Origin of the sequence: Ruegeria spongiae (assembly GCF_023502395.1) — a bacterium.
In the GTDB taxonomy this organism is placed as follows: Bacteria; Pseudomonadota; Alphaproteobacteria; order Rhodobacterales; family Rhodobacteraceae; genus Ruegeria_C; species Ruegeria_C spongiae.
Map to the genome: position 1 here is coordinate 1 of NZ_JAMFMB010000049.1, position 16,465 is coordinate 16,465.

Annotated in this window: 17 protein-coding genes and 1 tRNA gene; 3 read left to right on the forward strand and 15 right to left on the reverse strand. The window is 60.9% G+C overall.

What is annotated here, in order from left to right; genetic code table 11:
* The 9 genes from M3P21_RS21160 to M3P21_RS21200 all read right to left on the reverse strand — a co-directional run.
* Window positions 1-489, reverse strand: a 489-nt coding sequence (locus M3P21_RS21160; protein ID WP_249713382.1) for a flagellar basal body-associated FliL family protein, incomplete at its 3' end; no start/stop codon positions are given.
* An 11-nt stretch (window positions 490-500) separates the two neighbouring features.
* On the reverse strand, window positions 501-1,238 hold the full coding sequence (flgH, locus tag M3P21_RS21165; RefSeq protein WP_249713384.1) for a flagellar basal body L-ring protein FlgH: 738 nt from the start codon (window positions 1,236-1,238) through the stop codon (window positions 501-503).
* The gene (flgA, locus tag M3P21_RS21170; RefSeq protein ID WP_249713386.1) at window positions 1,238-1,654 is read right to left on the reverse strand and encodes a flagellar basal body P-ring formation chaperone FlgA; all 417 of its coding nucleotides are present in this window, start codon (window positions 1,652-1,654) and stop codon (window positions 1,238-1,240) included. The genes flgH and flgA overlap by 1 nt, the downstream gene beginning before the upstream one ends.
* Entirely contained in the window at window positions 1,654-2,439 is a 786-nt protein-coding gene (gene flgG / locus M3P21_RS21175) for a flagellar basal-body rod protein FlgG (protein ID WP_249713389.1), read from the reverse strand. The genes flgA and flgG overlap by 1 nt, the downstream gene beginning before the upstream one ends.
* A gap of 21 nt (window positions 2,440-2,460) precedes the next feature.
* Complete coding sequence (locus M3P21_RS21180) at window positions 2,461-3,174, reverse strand: flagellar hook-basal body complex protein (RefSeq protein WP_249713392.1); 714 nt, start codon at window positions 3,172-3,174, stop codon at window positions 2,461-2,463.
* Window positions 3,174-3,446 carry a flagellar biosynthetic protein FliQ gene (locus M3P21_RS21185; RefSeq protein WP_249713393.1) on the reverse strand — a complete coding sequence of 91 codons (273 nt, stop codon included), beginning with the start codon at window positions 3,444-3,446 and terminating at the stop codon, window positions 3,174-3,176. Before M3P21_RS21185 ends, M3P21_RS21180 begins: the two co-directional genes overlap by 1 nt.
* A gap of 3 nt (window positions 3,447-3,449) precedes the next feature.
* The gene (gene fliE / locus M3P21_RS21190; protein WP_249713395.1) at window positions 3,450-3,734 is read right to left on the reverse strand and encodes a flagellar hook-basal body complex protein FliE; all 285 of its coding nucleotides are present in this window, start codon (window positions 3,732-3,734) and stop codon (window positions 3,450-3,452) included.
* 12 nt (window positions 3,735-3,746) lie between these two features.
* Window positions 3,747-4,139 carry a flagellar basal body rod protein FlgC gene (flgC, locus tag M3P21_RS21195; protein ID WP_249713397.1) on the reverse strand — a complete coding sequence of 131 codons (393 nt, stop codon included), beginning with the start codon at window positions 4,137-4,139 and terminating at the stop codon, window positions 3,747-3,749.
* Window positions 4,140-4,150: 11 nt separating this feature from the next.
* A complete protein-coding gene (locus tag M3P21_RS21200; protein ID WP_249713399.1) occupies window positions 4,151-4,540 on the reverse strand; it encodes a FlgB family protein in 390 nt (129 codons plus the stop codon).
* Between the two features lie 85 nt (window positions 4,541-4,625).
* Here M3P21_RS21200 and M3P21_RS21205 point away from each other — a divergent pair, with 85 nt between their 5' ends.
* Window positions 4,626-5,969: a FliI/YscN family ATPase gene (locus M3P21_RS21205; protein WP_249713401.1), complete on the forward strand. Its 1,344-nt coding sequence runs from the start codon at window positions 4,626-4,628 to the stop codon at window positions 5,967-5,969.
* A 57-nt stretch (window positions 5,970-6,026) separates the two neighbouring features.
* On the opposite strand, the gene gltB is transcribed toward M3P21_RS21205, so the two are convergent.
* Genes gltB through M3P21_RS21220 form a run of 3 tightly spaced genes read right to left on the reverse strand, consistent with a single transcriptional unit; the run spans window position 6,027 to window position 12,479 of the window.
* Window positions 6,027-10,559, reverse strand: a complete 4,533-nt coding sequence (gltB, locus tag M3P21_RS21210; protein WP_249713403.1) for a glutamate synthase large subunit — start codon at window positions 10,557-10,559, stop codon at window positions 6,027-6,029.
* A complete protein-coding gene (locus M3P21_RS21215) occupies window positions 10,556-10,993 on the reverse strand; it encodes a GFA family protein (protein ID WP_249713405.1) in 438 nt (145 codons plus the stop codon). Before M3P21_RS21215 ends, gltB begins: the two co-directional genes overlap by 4 nt.
* A gap of 52 nt (window positions 10,994-11,045) precedes the next feature.
* Entirely contained in the window at window positions 11,046-12,479 is a 1,434-nt protein-coding gene (locus M3P21_RS21220; RefSeq protein WP_249713407.1) for an NAD(P)-dependent oxidoreductase, read from the reverse strand.
* A gap of 224 nt (window positions 12,480-12,703) precedes the next feature.
* Here M3P21_RS21220 and M3P21_RS21225 point away from each other — a divergent pair, with 224 nt between their 5' ends.
* Window positions 12,704-13,507 carry an undecaprenyl-diphosphate phosphatase gene (locus M3P21_RS21225; RefSeq protein ID WP_249713409.1) on the forward strand — a complete coding sequence of 268 codons (804 nt, stop codon included), beginning with the start codon at window positions 12,704-12,706 and terminating at the stop codon, window positions 13,505-13,507.
* On the opposite strand, the gene M3P21_RS21230 is transcribed toward M3P21_RS21225, so the two are convergent.
* Window positions 13,508-14,488, reverse strand: a complete 981-nt coding sequence (locus M3P21_RS21230; protein WP_249713411.1) for a complex I NDUFA9 subunit family protein — start codon at window positions 14,486-14,488, stop codon at window positions 13,508-13,510.
* Between the two features lie 202 nt (window positions 14,489-14,690).
* On the opposite strand from M3P21_RS21230, the gene M3P21_RS21235 reads away from it, so the two are divergent.
* Window positions 14,691-14,777 (forward strand) — tRNA-Leu (locus M3P21_RS21235).
* 105 nt (window positions 14,778-14,882) lie between these two features.
* On the opposite strand, the gene M3P21_RS22840 is transcribed toward M3P21_RS21235, so the two are convergent.
* Both M3P21_RS22840 and M3P21_RS21240 read right to left on the reverse strand, forming a co-directional pair.
* Window positions 14,883-15,872, reverse strand: a complete 990-nt coding sequence (locus M3P21_RS22840; RefSeq protein ID WP_373320108.1) for an Abi family protein — start codon at window positions 15,870-15,872, stop codon at window positions 14,883-14,885.
* A gap of 187 nt (window positions 15,873-16,059) precedes the next feature.
* The coding region (locus tag M3P21_RS21240) for a hypothetical protein (RefSeq protein WP_249713413.1) at window positions 16,060-16,465 on the reverse strand (406 nt) is incomplete at its 5' end.

The window sequence follows — 16,465 nt, forward strand, 5'->3', positions numbered from 1 at the left end:
ATTGTCCTGCCGGGCGATATCGACGATCAGAACCGCGTGTACCGCGTCATCACCCAGCTCATACTGCGCGGCGTCCAGCAGGGCCTGCCGCAACGGGTCCAGCTTGCCCGACATTGTGAAGGCGCCATCAAACCCGCCGGTATTGGCATGGTCGAACAGCACCTGCAGAAAAGCATCCCGCAGCTTGGGTTCGCGCGCATAAAACGGCTCGCTGGTGCCAGGTTCCACCTCAAGGCTCAGCGCCAGATTTGCCAGACCGGCCAGATGTTCGCCATCCAGCAGTGGGACAACGAATTGCTTACTCATCTTCAGGAACTCGTGACCGCCCGACTTGGTCCCGTCTTTGGATTTCGGTTTCTTCTTTTTCTTCGGAGCGTCCTGTTCAGATTCAACCATTGGCTCTTTCTCGCCTCCAGTCAGTGCGGTCCCGGCAAAAACGCCCAGGGCGATCCCAACCGGCGGCAAGATGAACAACAGCAATTTGCGCATGATCGTAACCCTCAGAACGGCAGGACGGCGTCCAGCACTTGCTGGCCATAACGCGCTTGTTGGGCGTCGGTAAGCTGGCCTCTGCCGCCGTATGACACGCGGGCCGAAGCGATCTTGTCATAAGTGATCTGGTTTTGCCGCGAGATGTCTTCGGGGCGCACAAAGCCTGACACCAGCAATTCGCGCAGCTCGAAATTGACCCGCAATTCCTGCGAGCCGCTGATCGAAAGCACGCCGTTGGGCAGGACATTGACCACTGTGGCAGCAACGCGCAAAGTCAACTTCTCCTTGCGCTTGACCGACCCCTGGCCGGTGTTTTTGCTTTGGCTGTCGATCGAAACCGCATCGGCCAGCGATGCCCCATCGGGCAGCTTGTCCTGCACCGATTGCGGACCACCGAAGAGTTCAGCCACCTCCAGCGATTCCGAACCGCTGCGGGATCGCTTGGTGCCGTTCGAGATTTCGGCCTTTTCATCGATTTCAATGACCACCGTCAGGATGTCGCCCTTTTTCATCGCCCGCCGGTCACCGAGAAGCGACCTTTGGCCACCGCTCCAGAGCGAGGACTGATCGACTGTGCGCTGATCGGGTGCGTGCAGCGGCAACCCCGGCCACAGCATCGCGACCTGCTCGGGAGAATCCTCGTTGTCCGACAGGCTGGGCGGGCGTCCGAGATGGTCGAGCCGACCGCAGGCGACCTGCAGCATGCCAAAGCTCAAAAGAAGAAGCGTAGGTTTGGACAGTTTCATCAATTTACCTCGATGCGGCCATCGGCCAGAATCCGGCCCGATAGGGTGGTGCGCGATGACAGGTTCATCACGCGGATCGTATCGCCCACGGCACCACGCCCCAGCGCGCGGCCATCGGCGGTGATGGTGAGGCCGCTATGCACGAAGACCAGCGACACCAGATCGTTGCGATCCACGACGGCAGGCGGCACGACGTCGCCGGCGCGAATGGGGCGGCCGGGATAGAGCGTGACGCGCGCCTCATAGCCCACCACTTCGGCGGGGTGGCCGTAGACACCTGGCATTTCGCCGGGCTCCTGCACCAGATCGGTGGGCGAGATCAGTTCCTTGGCCCGGATGGTGCGGTTTGGGGTCACGATATCGGCTTGCGCAGGCAGGGCGGCAAGCAGTCCGACAAATGCGAGAAACCTGATCATCAGCGCACCTGCGTGGTGGCGCCCATCATCTGGTCCACCGCCGAGATGACTTTGGCATTCATTTCGTAGCCGCGCTGGGCCTCGATCAATTCGGTAATCTCGCGCACGGCATCGACCGAGCTGTCTTCCAGATACCCCTGCCGCAATGTGCCCAGCCCGTCTTCGCCCGGGGTGGCCACAACGGGCGCGCCGGAGGCTTCGGTTTCGCGGAACAAGTTGCTGCCGACCGCCTCAAGCCCCTTGGCATTGGTAAAGCTCGACAGGTTGAGCTGGCCCAACAACTGCCCTTCGGCGGTGTCGTCGAAATAGGCATAGACCTCCCCCGCGCCGTTGATGGTGATCGAGCGCGCATCTTCGGGAATGGTGACCTCTGGGGTGACCGGAAAGCCGTCCGAGGTGACGATCAGACCATCGGCAGAGCGCTTCAGGCTGCCATCGCGGGTATAGGCCGCTGCGCCCGAGGGCAGTGTCACCTCAAGATAGCCGCGCCCATCAATGGCCACATCCAGTTCGTTGCCGGTGGCCGACAGCGCGCCTTGCTGAATATGCATCGACACGGCTGCGGGTCGCACGCCAAGGCCAAGCTGCACGCCGGTCGGCAGCAACGTCCCGTCCGAGGCGTTCACGCTGCCGGGCCGCACCATTTGCTGGTAGTGCAGATCGGCAAACTCAGCCCGGCGGGCGTTGTAGCCGGTGGTGTTCATGTTCGCGAGGTTGTTCGAGATCGTCTCGACCCGCATCTGCTGGGCGGTCATGCCGGTGGCGGCAATTTTCAGGGCACGCATCGGTCGCTCCTTCCTTGTGATCTATCGCAGCAAGGCCTTGACGGCCTCGCGAATACGTTTGTCTTCGGCATCCAGAAAGCTCTGGCCCAGTTCATAGGCGCGCTGAACCTCGACCATCCGCGCCATCTGTCCGACCGCGTTGACGTTCGAGCCTTCAGAAAAGCCATGCAGGATCGTGGCACCCTCTGCCGGTTCGAACCCACCCGGGGCGTGAAACATCACCCCTCCTTCGCGGATCAGATCGGTCCGGTCGGTCGGGGCAAAGACACCGATCTGCCCGACCAACTGGCCATCGGCGCTGATCGTGCCATCAGCAGAGACGCTGAGGCTGGTCGCATCGGGCGGGATGAAGACCGGCGCGCCGCCGGGATCGAGTACGCGGTGTCCTTCGGCGTTGACCAGATCGCCCTGCGCATTGGCGCTGAACCCCCCGGCGCGTGTCAGCCGCTCGCCCGAGGGGGTTTCGACCAGAAAGAACCCGTCGCCCTCGATGGCAAAGTCAAAGCGGCCGCCGGTCTGGGTCAGCACGCCTTGCGTGAATGAGGTGTTGCGCACCTCGCCCCGGCTCATCGAGACCGATGGGTGGCCGCCGGTATCCTTTACGAATTCCGAAAAAACGATGCCTTCCTGCCGGTAGCCGGCAGTGGCGAGATTGGCGATGTTGTTGGCGACGACCCGGATCTCATTCCTCAGGCCGACCTGGCGCGACAGCGCTGCATATCCGGCAGTATCCATCAATTGCCTCCGATTATCAGTGTCAGGACCGTGGCCTGAAAGAATGAGACCAGCGTCTGTGTCATGAAGCCCATCGACATCCAGAACACGATGACGATGGCGGCCAGCTTGGGCACGAAGGTCAGCGTCATTTCCTGGATCGAGGTCAGCGCCTGGAACAGGCCCACGACAAGGCCGGTGACCAGCGCAACTGTCAGGATCGGCACCGAGGTGATGACCGCGATCCACAGCGATTGCCGCAACACGTCATAAAACTGGCCTTCACTCAGCATGGTTCAGACCGGCATCCTCAGGATTTCCTGATAGGCCTCGACCACCTTGTTGCGCACGGTCACGGCGGTTTCGACCGCAAGTTCGGTCTGGGCCAGCGCCTGCACCAGCGCATGCGGGTCGGCCTGACCAGTCATCGCCGATTGCGACAGTGCCTCGCTCTGGCGCAGGGTGCTTGCGAAATCCTGAAACGCGCCGCCAAGGGCCGCGCCCTCGGGGGCAGGTCCGGGTTTGGTTGCGGGGCGGGCAGAGGCATAGCTGTGCGCCGCCGAAAGTGATTGGATATCCATTCTGGCTGTCCTTTATTTTCTGAGAAGATCCATCAGCGACGCGGACATCTGCCGCGCCTGATCGAACATTTTGAGATTGGCCTCATAGCTGCGCTGCGCCTCGCGGGCGTCGGCGATTTCCAGCATCAGATTGACGTTTGACCCCTGATAGTGCCCGCTGGTATCCGCCATCGGATGGGCCGGGTCGTGAATGCGCGGCAGTTTACTGCGATCAAGCTGCACGCGTCCGGTCTTGACGAGATCCACCGCCTCACCGGACAGAGCCATCGATTCAAAGGGCACGGTCTTGCGCCGGTAACCCGGCGTATCCGCGTTCGAAATGTTTTCGGCGGTGTGACGCAGCCGCATCGCCTGGGCGCGCAGGGCGCTGGCAGTGACCTTCAGCGTGTTCGAGAACTCGTTCATCTCAGCCCCCCTCAGCCGCGACCAAGGCCGGTGCGCAGCACGGTCAGCGCCGATTTGTAGATCGCCATCGCCCGGTCGTGCTGACGTTTCGCGTCCACCGCGTTCAACATTTGTTCTTCAATTGAAACGCTGTTGCCATTGGGGTCCGCCGGAGCGTCCGCCGTAAACTCGGCGGATTTCCAGTCGGGGCCGTCCTGCCCGTGCATGTGGGTGCCACGCGTTTTGCGGAACAGCGATGCATCGCCGCTTTCACGCACAAGCGCGTCAAAGGGTTTTACATCCTGCGCCTTGTAGCCGGGTGTATCGGCATGGGCCATGTTGCGGGCAATGACGGCGTGCCGGTGACCGGCATGTGTGGCCATCGCATGGGCCGTCGCAAAGACATTCAGTTTGGTGAACACCGGGGCTTCTCCCTCGATCCGTTTCAATCAAGGCTTAACCCCGATTCGTTTAGAAACGGTTTGCGACAACCTACCGGAGCGCACGATGACCGCCGCCAACCCCGCAAGCCTGCAAGCCACCTTTGATACATTGAGCCCATTGCGCCATCTCGGGCGCGTGAAACATGTCGGAGGCGGCACCATCGGGATCACCGGATTGTCGGGCAAGGCCCGCATCGGTGACCGGATTGAGGTCCGGCGCAAGGCGCTGGCACCGCTGGCCGGTGAGGTCCTGCAGATCAATGATGACGAAATCCGGATGCTGCCGGACATGGCCCCAGACACTGTTGCGGTGGATGATGCGGCTGTCTTGATCCCGGTTCCGGCCTTTGCCCCCGGGCTGCACTGGCTGGGGCGGGTCGTCGACCCGCTGGGCCGGGCGCTGGACGGCAAACCGCTGTTGCGGGGCGAACATGCCCGCAACCTGACCGCGCCGCCGCCAAACGCCGTTGAACGCAAGGCCCTGGGCGAGCGGTTGCCCACCGGGGTGACCCTGCTGAACACGATGCTGCCGATTGTGCGCGGACAACGGGTTGGGCTGTTTGCGGGCTCGGGTGTTGGCAAATCCTCACTGCTGGGCACGCTCGCCAAATCGATGCAGGCGGATGCGGTTGTGGTGGCGCTGATCGGTGAGCGCGGGCGCGAGGTGAACGAGTTTGTGGACCATACGCTTGGCCCCGAGGCGATGGAGCGCGCGGTCGTGGTGGCGGCCACCTCGGACATGTCAGCGCTGATGCGGCGGCGCTGCGCGTGGTCTGCTATGGCAATTGCGGAATCCCTGCGCGACAGCGGATTGAACGTGTTGTTTCTGGCCGATTCGATCACCCGCTTTGCCGAAGCCCATCGCGAGATTGCCGTGGCCACCGGAGAATTGCCCGCCCTGCGCGGCCACCCGCCCTCGGTCACGCCGCTGATCACCGGTCTGTGCGAACGGGCCGGGCCGGGACTGGCAGGACAGGGTGATATCACGGCGGTGTTCAGCGTTCTGGTCGCGGGATCGGATATGGATGAACCCGTGGCTGATATCCTTCGCGGAGTTCTGGACGGTCATATCGTTTTGTCCCGCGAGATCGCCGAGCGCGGGCGCTTTCCGGCCATCGATGTCAGCCGTTCGGTCTCGCGCAGCCTGCCGGGTGCGGCGAGCGAGGCTGAGAACGCCGCCATCAACGAGGCGCGGCGCTTGCTCAGCACTTATGAGCAATCCGAAGTGATGATCAATGCCGGGCTATATTCCGCGGGTTCGAACCCGCAACTGGATCAGGCGGTACAGGTCTGGCCCGAGCTTGACGCGTTTTTTGCCCGCCCCGAATCGGGTGGCATTGGTGACAGCTTCGACAAGCTGAACCTGATCCTGCGGCGCATCGGGGTGGGGCAACAGCGCCCGCTGTAAAACGAAACAGGCCCCGAAGGTTCGGGGCCTGCCTGAGTAATTCTCACAAGGGGCGGGTTATTCCGCCGGGACCGCCTCGGCCTCATTGGTCAAGGGCTGGGGTAGCTTGTCGAGCATTTCGGTCGGGCAGACCTGCAGGAACTTGCCACGCTCGACCTCCCAATGCTGCAGGATATCGGCGGCCTTCTGGCTGCGGGTTTCCTCCAGATGACGCTCGATCAGACCTTTGAGCTGATATTCCCAATGGGGCACCGTGACCGGGCAGGTCACGAGCGTTTCCATGTTCATCAGCGATGTGGCCGTGCCGTCGGGATCATAGAGATAGGCCATCCCGCCGGTCATGCCAGCCCCGAAATTGGCCCCGATCCCACCGAGAATGACCGCCACACCGCCGGTCATGTATTCACAACCGTTCGACCCGCAGCCTTCGATCACCACCTGCGCGCCCGAGTTGCGCACGGCGAAGCGTTCACCGGCACGACCCGCAGCAAAAAGATAGCCGTCGGTTGCCCCATAAAGAACAGTGTTGCCGACAATCGTATTCTCATCCGCTTTCAGCGGGCTGACCTGCGGCGGGCGTACCACGACGGTGCCGCCCGACAGACCTTTGCCGACATAGTCATTGGCGTCGCCTGACACTTCCAGCTTGAGCCCCGGTGCCGCAAAGGCCCCCAGCGACTGCCCGGCAGAGCCTTGCAGTTTCACATGCAGATGATCGGGCTGGAACGCGTTTCGCATCCCGAAATTCTGCACGATGTGGCTGGAAATGCGCGTGCCCACGGTCCGATGCGTGTTCTGCACCGCGTAAGACAGCTGCATCTTTTCACCGTCGCGCAGGAAGCGGGCCGCGTCGCGCACGATCTCGGCATCCAGCGTGTCGGGCACCGGATTGCGGTCCTTGTCGCGGTTATAGACGATATCAGCCGCGCCATCGACGGTGATCAGCAGCGGGTTGAGATCCAGATCGTCCAGATGCGCAGAACCCCGGCTGACCTGCGCCAGAAGATCGGCACGTCCGATCACTTCATCCAGGCTGCGCGCACCGAGCGAGGCCAGAATCTCGCGCACTTCCTGGGCGTAGAAGGTGATCAGGTTGACCACCTTGTCGGCATTGCCGGTGAAGCGGTCGCGAAGCGACGGGTCTTGCGTGCAGACGCCAACCGGGCAGGTGTTGGACTGACACTGGCGCACCATGATACAGCCCATGGCGATCAGCGCCGCGGTGCCGATGCCGTATTCCTCGGCCCCCAGCATCGCCGCCATGACGATGTCGCGCCCGGTGCGCAGCCCGCCATCGGTGCGCAGGGTCACGCGATCGCGCAGGTTGTTCATGGCCAGCACCTGATGCGCCTCGGTCAGGCCCATCTCCCATGGCAGGCCCGCATGTTTGATCGAGGTCGCAGGCGAGGCCCCGGTGCCGCCATTATGGCCCGAGATCAGGATGATATCGGCCTTGGCCTTGGCCACGCCGGCGGCAATCGTACCCACGCCGGAGGAGGCCACCAGTTTCACCGTCACCTTGCAGCGCGGGTTGATCTGTTTCAGGTCATAGATCAGCTGCGCCAGATCCTCGATCGAGTAGATGTCGTGATGTGGCGGCGGCGAGATCAGGGTCACGCCTTTGGTCGAATGGCGCAGACGCGCGATCAGGTCGGTGACCTTCATGCCGGGCAGTTGGCCGCCTTCACCGGGCTTGGCGCCCTGGGCCACCTTGATCTCAAGCTCTTCGCAATGGTTGAGGTATTCGGCGGTCACACCAAACCGGCCCGAGGCCACCTGCTTGATCTTGGCGGACGGGTTGTCACCGTTGGCTTCCGGCACGAAATGCGCCGGATCTTCGCCGCCCTCACCGGAATCGGATTTTGCGCCGATCCGGTTCATCGCCACGTTCAGTGTCTTATGCGCCTCGGGGCTGAGCGCGCCCAAGGACATGCCCGGCGTCACGAACCGCTTGCGGATGGCAGTGATGCTTTCGACCTCTTCCATCGAAATCGGCTGGCCCAGCGGTTTGAAATCCAGCAGGTCGCGCAGATGGATCGGCGGGTTGGCCTGCATCTTGGCCGAATACTGTTTCCACAGCTCATAAGAGGCCCGGTTGCAGGCCATCTGCATCATATGCATCGAGGTCGCTTCCCAGGCATGGGTTTCACCCGACTGGCGCGCCTTGTAGAAGCCACCGATGGGCAGCACATCCAGACCCGAGGTCCAGCCCTTGGCGTGAATTTCCTCGGCCTTGGATTGAATGCCGGTCACACCAATGCCCGAGATACGGCTGATCATGCCGGGGAAATACTCGGCCGCCATGGCACGGCTGAGGCCCACCGCCTCGAAGTTCAACCCACCGCGATAAGACGAGATCACCGAGATGCCCATCTTGGACATGATCTTGAGCAGGCCCTGATCAATGGCCTCGCGGTAGCGCGCCACATTCTCGGTCAGGGTGCCATCCAGTAGGCCGCGCTCGACGCGGTCGGCGATGCTGTCTTCGGCCAGATAGGCGTTCACCACGGTGGCACCACAGCCGATCAACACCGCGAAGTAGTGCGGATCAAGGCATTCCGCTGCGCGCACATTGAGCGAGCAGAAGGTGCGCAGCCCCTTGCGGGTCAGATGCGAATGCACCGCCGAGGTCGCGAGGATCATCGGCATGCCGACGCGATTGGCATCCGCATACTGATCGGTCAGGATCAAATGCCCCGCGCCCGAGCGCACGGCTTCTTCTGCCTCCGAACGGATACGGGCCAGCGCGGCGCTCAGCGCGCCGGTGCCGGGCGCAAAGCTGCAGTCGATCTCGGTCACCGGTGCGTTGACGTTCTCGACCAGCGTGTCCCATTGCGTGTTGCCCACAAAAGGGCTGCCCAGCACAAAAATCTCGGTCTGGCTGCTATCCTCGTCCAGCACGTTCTTGAGGTTACCAAAGCGGGTTTTCAGCGACATCACCCGGTATTCGCGAAGCGAGTCGATCGGCGGGTTGGTGACCTGGCTGAAATTCTGGCGGAAGAAATGGCTGAGCGGGCGATACTGTTTGGACAGCACGGCCGAAGGCGTGTCGTCGCCCATCGAGGCCAGCGCCTCTTTGCCGTCCTCGCACATCGGAACAAGGACTTGCTCCAACTCTTCGATCGAATAGCCCGCCGCGATCTGCCGCTTGCGCAGCTCTTCGCCAGAGAACAGCGGTTTTTCGGTGACCCTGGCCAGCGTGTCATCAAGATCGGTGATCTTCTTGACCCAATCGCCAAAGGGCAGGGCGCGCGCCAGCTTGTCCTTGATCTGCTTGTCGCGGAACACCTTGCCCTTCTTCATGTCGACGGCCAGCATCTGGCCAGGGCCAAGCGCGCCTTTTTCGACCACATTGGCCTCGTCGGTGGGCACCATGCCGGCCTCGGAACCGGCAATGACCAACCCGTCGCCGGTGATCACATAGCGCATCGGGCGCAAGCCGTTGCGGTCGAGCCCGGCGCAGACCCAGCGCCCGTCGGTCATGGCCAATGCCGCCGGACCGTCCCAGGGTTCCATCACCGAGTTGCAGTAGGAGTACATGTCGCGCCAGGCCTGCGGCAGTTCCACCGCCTGTTTCGACCAGCTTTCCGGCACCAGCATGGTCTTGGCCATGGGCGCCGAGCGTCCGGCGCGCACCAGAACCTCGAACACCGAATCCAGCGCGGCGGAATCCGACGAGCCACCGGCGATGATCGGCTTGATATCCTCGGCATAGTCACCAAAGGTGGCCGATGCCATGCGGATCTCATGGCTTTTCATCCAGTTCACATTGCCCTTGAGCGTGTTGATCTCGCCGTTATGGGCCAGCATGCGGAAGGGCTGCGCCAGCCACCATTGCGGGAAGGTGTTGGTGGAATAGCGCTGGTGATAGATGGCAAAACCGCTCTCGAAGCGTTCATCCATCAGGTCGGGATAGAACACGGCGACCTGCTCGGCCAGCATCATGCCTTTGTAGATGATCGACCGGCAGCTGAGCGAGGCGATATAGAGCCCGGTGACTGCCGCGCTGGCGGCGGCCTTTTCGATCCGGCGGCGGATGACATAAAGTTCACGCTCGAAAGTCTCTTCGTCGACGCCCTTGCTGTTCGAGATCAGGATCTGCTCGATCTCGGGCCTTGTGGCATTGGCCTTGTCGCCCAGACAGGTCACATCAACCGGCACGTGACGCCAGCCATAGATGTAATAGCCCATGCGCAGAACTTCGGTTTCCACGATGGTCCGGCAGGTTTCCTGCGCGCCGAAATCCGTGCGCGGCAGAAACACCTGGCCCACGGCGATCAATTGGTTCTTGTCCGGTGTGTGACCGGTGCGTTCGATCTGGTCGTAGAAGAAGGGAACCGGGATCTGCACATGGATACCGGCACCATCGCCGGTCTTGCCATCGGCATCCACCGCGCCGCGGTGCCAGATCGCCTTGAGCGCGTCGATCCCCGCCTCGACCACCTTGCGGCTTTTCTTGCCGTCCATCGAGACGACAAGGCCGACCCCGCAGGACGAATGCTCTTCTTCTTCGGAATAGAGACCGTTTTCGGCCATCCACTTGCGCTTTTCTTCTTCGGCGCGGACCCAGTTGGCGTCATAGTTGGTCATTGGCTATCTCCTTGATCCGAAGGGGCGAACATTGCCAGCACTTCGGCTTCGGTCATTTGTCTGCGGTCCCCGGCAAAGGCGTAGCCCTGCGGTTTCCTGTCGATGAAAAGTTCCAGCTTGAGCGCGCCGTTGGCGGCGTTATCGAACAGCCCGGCGGCCATCTGGGTTTGCCCGTGCATGTCACCGGGCGCGGTGATGCGATACCAGAGCGCCGAGCCACAGGTCCCACAAAAGGCGCGCTCGGCCCAGTTGGAAGAGGCATAGGTCCGCACCGGACCCTCGGCCGTGTAACCGGGTTCGGCCGGGACGGTGATCAGCATCGAACTGGTCCAGCGTCGGCACATGTCGCAATGGCACGCGCCGAGCGCCGGTTTGCCCGGTGTCGCCGTGACGGTCACCGCGCCGCACATGCATTGGCCTTGCAATTGGGTCATCTCACACCTCCGGTGCTTGAGGTCATGGCGAGATCGCCACGCGGGTTGCGGATCATTCTGCGGCGATGGCAGTTTTACCATCGAAGCGTTCGATGATCGCCTCGGCGCAGTCGCGGCCGTCGCGGATCGCCCAGACCACGAGGCTGGCCCCACGCACGATGTCGCCGATGGCATAGACCCCGTCCATATCGGTGGCCCCGGTGCGGAAGGCGGCCTTGACGGTGCCCCAGCGGGTCACCGGCAGATCGGCTTGGCCAAATAGTTTCGGCAGGTCCTCGGGTTCGAACCCCAGGGCCTTGATGACCAGTTCCGCGTCTTCGACGTAATCCGCGCCCTCGATCACCTCGGGGGCCTGACGGCCCGAGGCGTCGGGCTGGCCCAGACGCATTTTCTGCACCATGACTCCTTCGACGTGGTCATCACCGGTAAAGCCTTTGGGTGCGCTCAGCCACTCAAAGATCACGCCTTCTTCTTCGGCGTTCTGGGTCTCACGCTGTGAGCCGGGCATGTTGGCGCGGTCGCGGCGGTAAAGGCATTTGACCGATGTCGCACCCTGACGCACGGCGGTGCGCACGCAGTCCATCGCGGTATCCCCGCCGCCGATCACGACCACTCGCTTGCCGTTGGCGTCGTAGCGTCCCGAGTCGAATTCCTCAACCGCGTCGCCAAAGCTTTTGCGGTTCGAGGCGGTGAGATAGTCGATTGCCTTTTCGACACCAGCCAGACCGCTGCCCGGCATCTGGATATCGCGGCTTTTGTAGACACCGGTGGCGATGATGACCGCATCATGTTCTGCATGAATCGCGGCAAAGATGTCGGCGTCCACATCGCAGTTCAGCACGAATTCGACCCCGGCTTTTTCCAGCTGGTCGACGCGGCGCATCACGATGTCCTTTTCCAGCTTGAAGCCGGGGATGCCATAGGTCAGCAGCCCGCCCGCGCGGTCATAGCGGTCATAGACGGTCACGCCAAAGCCCGCGCGGCGCAGCATGTCGGCAGCGGCCAGCCCACCCGGCCCGGCGCCGATAATACCGACGCTGGCATTGCGCTCATGCTGCGGCATGCCAGGGGTGACCCAGCCGTTTTCCCACGCGGTGTCGGTGATATATTTCTCGACCGAGCCGATGGTGACGGTGCCGTGACCCGACTGTTCGATCACGCAATTGCCTTCACACAGGCGGTCCTGTGGGCAAATCCGGCCACAGATCTCGGGGAAGGTGTTGGTGGCCTGGCTGATCTGATAGGCCTCTTCCAGCCGCCCGGTTGCGGTCAGACGCAGCCAGTCGGGGATGTTGTTGTGCAACGGGCAATGCGACTGGCAATAGGGCACGCCACATTGCGAACAGCGGCTGGCCTGTTCCTCGGCCTTTGCGGCCGCATATTCGGCATAGATTTCATCGAAGTCTTCCTTGCGGTCCGTCGCGTCGCGCTTTGAGGGCATGTCGCGTTCGATCTGGACGAATTTTAGCATCGGTTGCTTGGCCACAGCTTCGACTCCATGAATTGGCTAGGTTGCGATGCTATACCCGAGGGTATGGGGAATTAAAAGTCAATAAAGGTGACCTATTTTTGCCTCCCACGCCATTTTCCGTAAGGTCGCCCGGTGTTGTGATGAAATAATAGATCCCTTTCGGACCTAAATGGAGGCTTTCCATTTTGGACAGCCACTTATACCCCGTTTCACAAAAAGGTTCCGGGGCATTTCGACAGATGACACTCCTGCATATCCTTCTTGTTGCGCTGACTCAGGGCATCACCGAATTCCTGCCGGTCTCGTCCTCGGGCCACCTGATTCTGTTGCCAGCGCTGACCGGCATGAGGGATCAGGGGCAGTTCATCGACGTTGCCGTGCATGTCGGTACGTTGGGTGCCGTGATCGGGTACTTTCGGCGCGACGTGTGTTTGGCGCTTCGCGGCACGCCCGCAGCCTTGGCTGGACAGCTAGAGGCTCCGGGCGCGCGCCTGTCGCTGGGACTGATGATCTCCACGGTGCCGATCATCCTTATTGGCGCAGTCCTGCATTTCTCCGGGTTGTCGGAATTGCTGCGCTCGATGAAGGTCATCGCATGGACGATGCTGGGCTTCGGCATCTTGCTCTATTGGGCGGATCGCAGTGGAGGTCAGGTGAAAAGGGCCGGGTCCTGGACCCTCAGGGACGCGGCGATCATGGGGCTCTGGCAGGTGATCGCGCTGATCCCCGGCACGTCACGGTCGGGCATTACCATCACCGGCGCGCGGCTGCTGGGATACGAGCGTGAAGACAGCGCGCGGCTGGCGATGCTGATGTCAATTCCCACCATCGCCGCCTCGGGCATCCTGCTCTGGGCGGATGCCGCCGCCAACGCCGATGCTGAGATGATCCGCAGCGGATTGCTCGCCGCCGGGTTGTCTTTCCTGTCGGCCTTTGCTGCGCTGGCCCTGATGATGCGGTTTCTGCGCCGCATCAGCTTCACCCCGTATGTTGTCTACCGAGTGGTCCTGGGCCTGATCCTGCTGGTGATGGCCTATGGTTGATCAGATCTTCAGATTCTTCGCCGACTTCTGAATCTCGTCATACTGCCCGGAGGGTCGGAATTTCCACAGATAGCCCGGCAGCACCGACTGCATCGTCACCGGTTCGATCCCCAGATCATCAAAACCCTTGGCCCCGCCCGAGACCACATTGTCGCTGCGCAGCGACCGCACCTGATCGCGGGTCAGGATCGGATTGGGAAACAGCTGGAAGCTCACGAATTTCAGAATGTCCAGAACACCGGCCATGAGTCGAGCCACAAACATGGGGACGCCGATGATCACCCGCTGCCGGTGGATCGTGTCGAGCATCAGTTGCATCAACGCCCGGAAGCTTTTCACATCCGGCCCGCCCAGCTCGAAAACACCGGCTTGCGCGCCGGTTGCGCCCATCACAGCGGCACGAGCAACATCGTCGACAAAGACAGGCTGAAACCGGGTCTCTGGCGCGACGATCGGCAGGAAGGGCCCAAACCGTGTCATCGCCGCAAAGCGGTTGAAGAACTCATCTTCAGTCCCGAAGATAATCGACGGCCGCAGGATCATGGCATCCGGCATATGCCCCAGCACTGCGGCCTCGCCGATGGCCTTACTCCTTGCATAGGCGCTGTCGGCCTCGTCGCTGGCCCCGATCGCCGACAAATGCACCATGCGGGCGATCCCTTCCTGCGCGGCGCTCCGGGCGATGCGCCCGGCACCCTCGGCATGGACCGAGGCAAAGTCGTTCTTGCCCAGCTCGTTCAGGACGCCCACGCAATTGATCACCGCATCCGCGCCCTGCATGACCCGCCGGACGGATTCGTCGTCGCGGATGTTGCAGGCCACCGGCTCGACCTGTCCGACCACACCATAGGGCCTGACATGCAATGCCTCGTTCGGGCGGCGCACCGCAACGCGCACGCGCCAGCCATTCTCGGCCATGCGCCGGGTGATGTATCGTCCGACAAATCCCGAACCGCCATAAATCGTGACCAGCTTGGACATTCCGGGCTCCTGCGTTTTATGCGTCGGTACTGATCTAGCGCCCGCAAGAGGCGCAAACAAGACGCAATGACGATTGTGGGTTCCTGCTCTCGATTTGGGCGCCGTCAGGTCGCAAGCGCAGTGGTGCAAATTTTTTCAGCTAAGGCAGGTTTTCCTGTTGACCCTCCCGCGTGACAGCCTTAAACGCCCCTCCACGACACCTGCCCAGGTGGCGGAATTGGTAGACGCGCTAGCTTCAGGTGCTAGTGTCCGTATGGACGTGGAGGTTCGAGTCCTCTCCTGGGCACCAAAGCTTTCCACTATTTAATTCAAAAACAATTACTTAGTGGTTTTTCGAATATGTTTATCCACCCTTGAATCCACCCTTTGGTGCGCGTTGCTTTCGTTCGCTGACCTATTTCCATATGTCGTGCGAGCGCCAGTCTTCTGGAAAGCCCGCAGATGATAGAGAAAGTCTTGGTGATGTTGGAAAGCTATCGATATGAGTTACAAAGCGTTCCTTCCAAGCTGTGCGCGGGTTCGCAGTTTGCAGCATGAATCGAGCTACCGACGCTATTGAGTATAGTCTTTTGCCAACGTCAGGAAGTGCTTGGATATGTTGTAACCCCTCTGGGACATCTTGTCCAACGAGCGCTGGCTGATTAACCAGTGGCTTGTTCCAAAGCCGTGAGTGATGCGCACAAAGGTTTCTGGTGAATGCAAGTGATCGAGCCCAAGACTTCACAAACCTAGGTCGTAAGCCGCCAAAGCTGGCTCCTATTTTGGCGAGGTCATTGTTCCTCATTCCGCTTATTAGATGAGAGAGCGGCCCAAAGTCGAGTAGTTCAACCGCAATCCATATAGGCATGTCTTCGCTAGGGTATTTTGTTCTAAAGTGTTGAGCAAACTGATCTTTAGACTCGTTCGCCCGCTTGTCTAGTCTTTGCAGCCACTCTCGATGCTTGGTCGGCCCCCCTTTATAAGTCGGCTGAGCGAAGTCGCGCCCTAAGCAATTTAGCGCTCTGTGCGCATTGGGATGATATCTACCAAGGCAAAGTGCAATTTCAGTTCTCAGAGAGACCTCAAGGCGCTCAAGCGCATCAAGCATGATCAACCTCAAACGGCCATCGAATGTATATAGGTCAGTGGCTTCTTTGAATGTTGTGCCCGGTACGAAATTGTCTAAGGCAGTGCCAGAGTCTGCATCACGTTGCCGCATGGGGTGCCAGTAGGCACTAAGTCGATAGTAGCCTATTCGTTGCAAATACTCAGAGGCCTTGGGCAAGTCGTCGATTACCATTCCCCGGCTCAGAAGGAGTTCAATCTGTTGAGCGACGGGAAGGTAAGGCTTGTTGTACATAAAAAAGGCCAACCCTTGTGCCGAAGCAACAGAGGGGAAGGCCATATTGCTTATGTAAATGAGTCATCTGGCCGCAAATTGCAATCCTAAAGTAGTCAAAAGTCAACGGAACTTTGACCGCAGTTAGCTAAGAAATTGAAAAGTCGGGAAATTACGCACAGCCCCCATGTCGCTTTGTTACATCCGAATACCAGCACGCAATGCTAACGTTTTCTTAGTCAGTCACCAGTGATTAGCCTCTCGCCACCACCAACGGCGGATCATCCGGGAAAGACCGGATATCAAACCACTTGAAACACGTCCCGTCCGGGTTCCGCTTGTCACCCATGCGAATAGACGTGCCATTGATGCCGTGGCGGATCAGTGAAGCCCTGAACGCCCTCAGGTCGATCAGCCACCAGTTTTGCAGAGTTCGACCATCGGTGCCCGCGTGGCCGTAGAACATCCAGTCGCCGTAGCCGTTCACTATCTTGGATAGCTCCGTCTCTGCGCCAGACGGCACCTGTGCGCGGATGGTAAATTGGTTGGGGTAGAGCATCGAATAACCGGGACGACGGACACGGGCGGCAATGCGCATGTCCTTTGCGTCCAGCATGACCAGATCCGTCGCCTGGAAGTGGTCCAGAGGATCAGGCGCG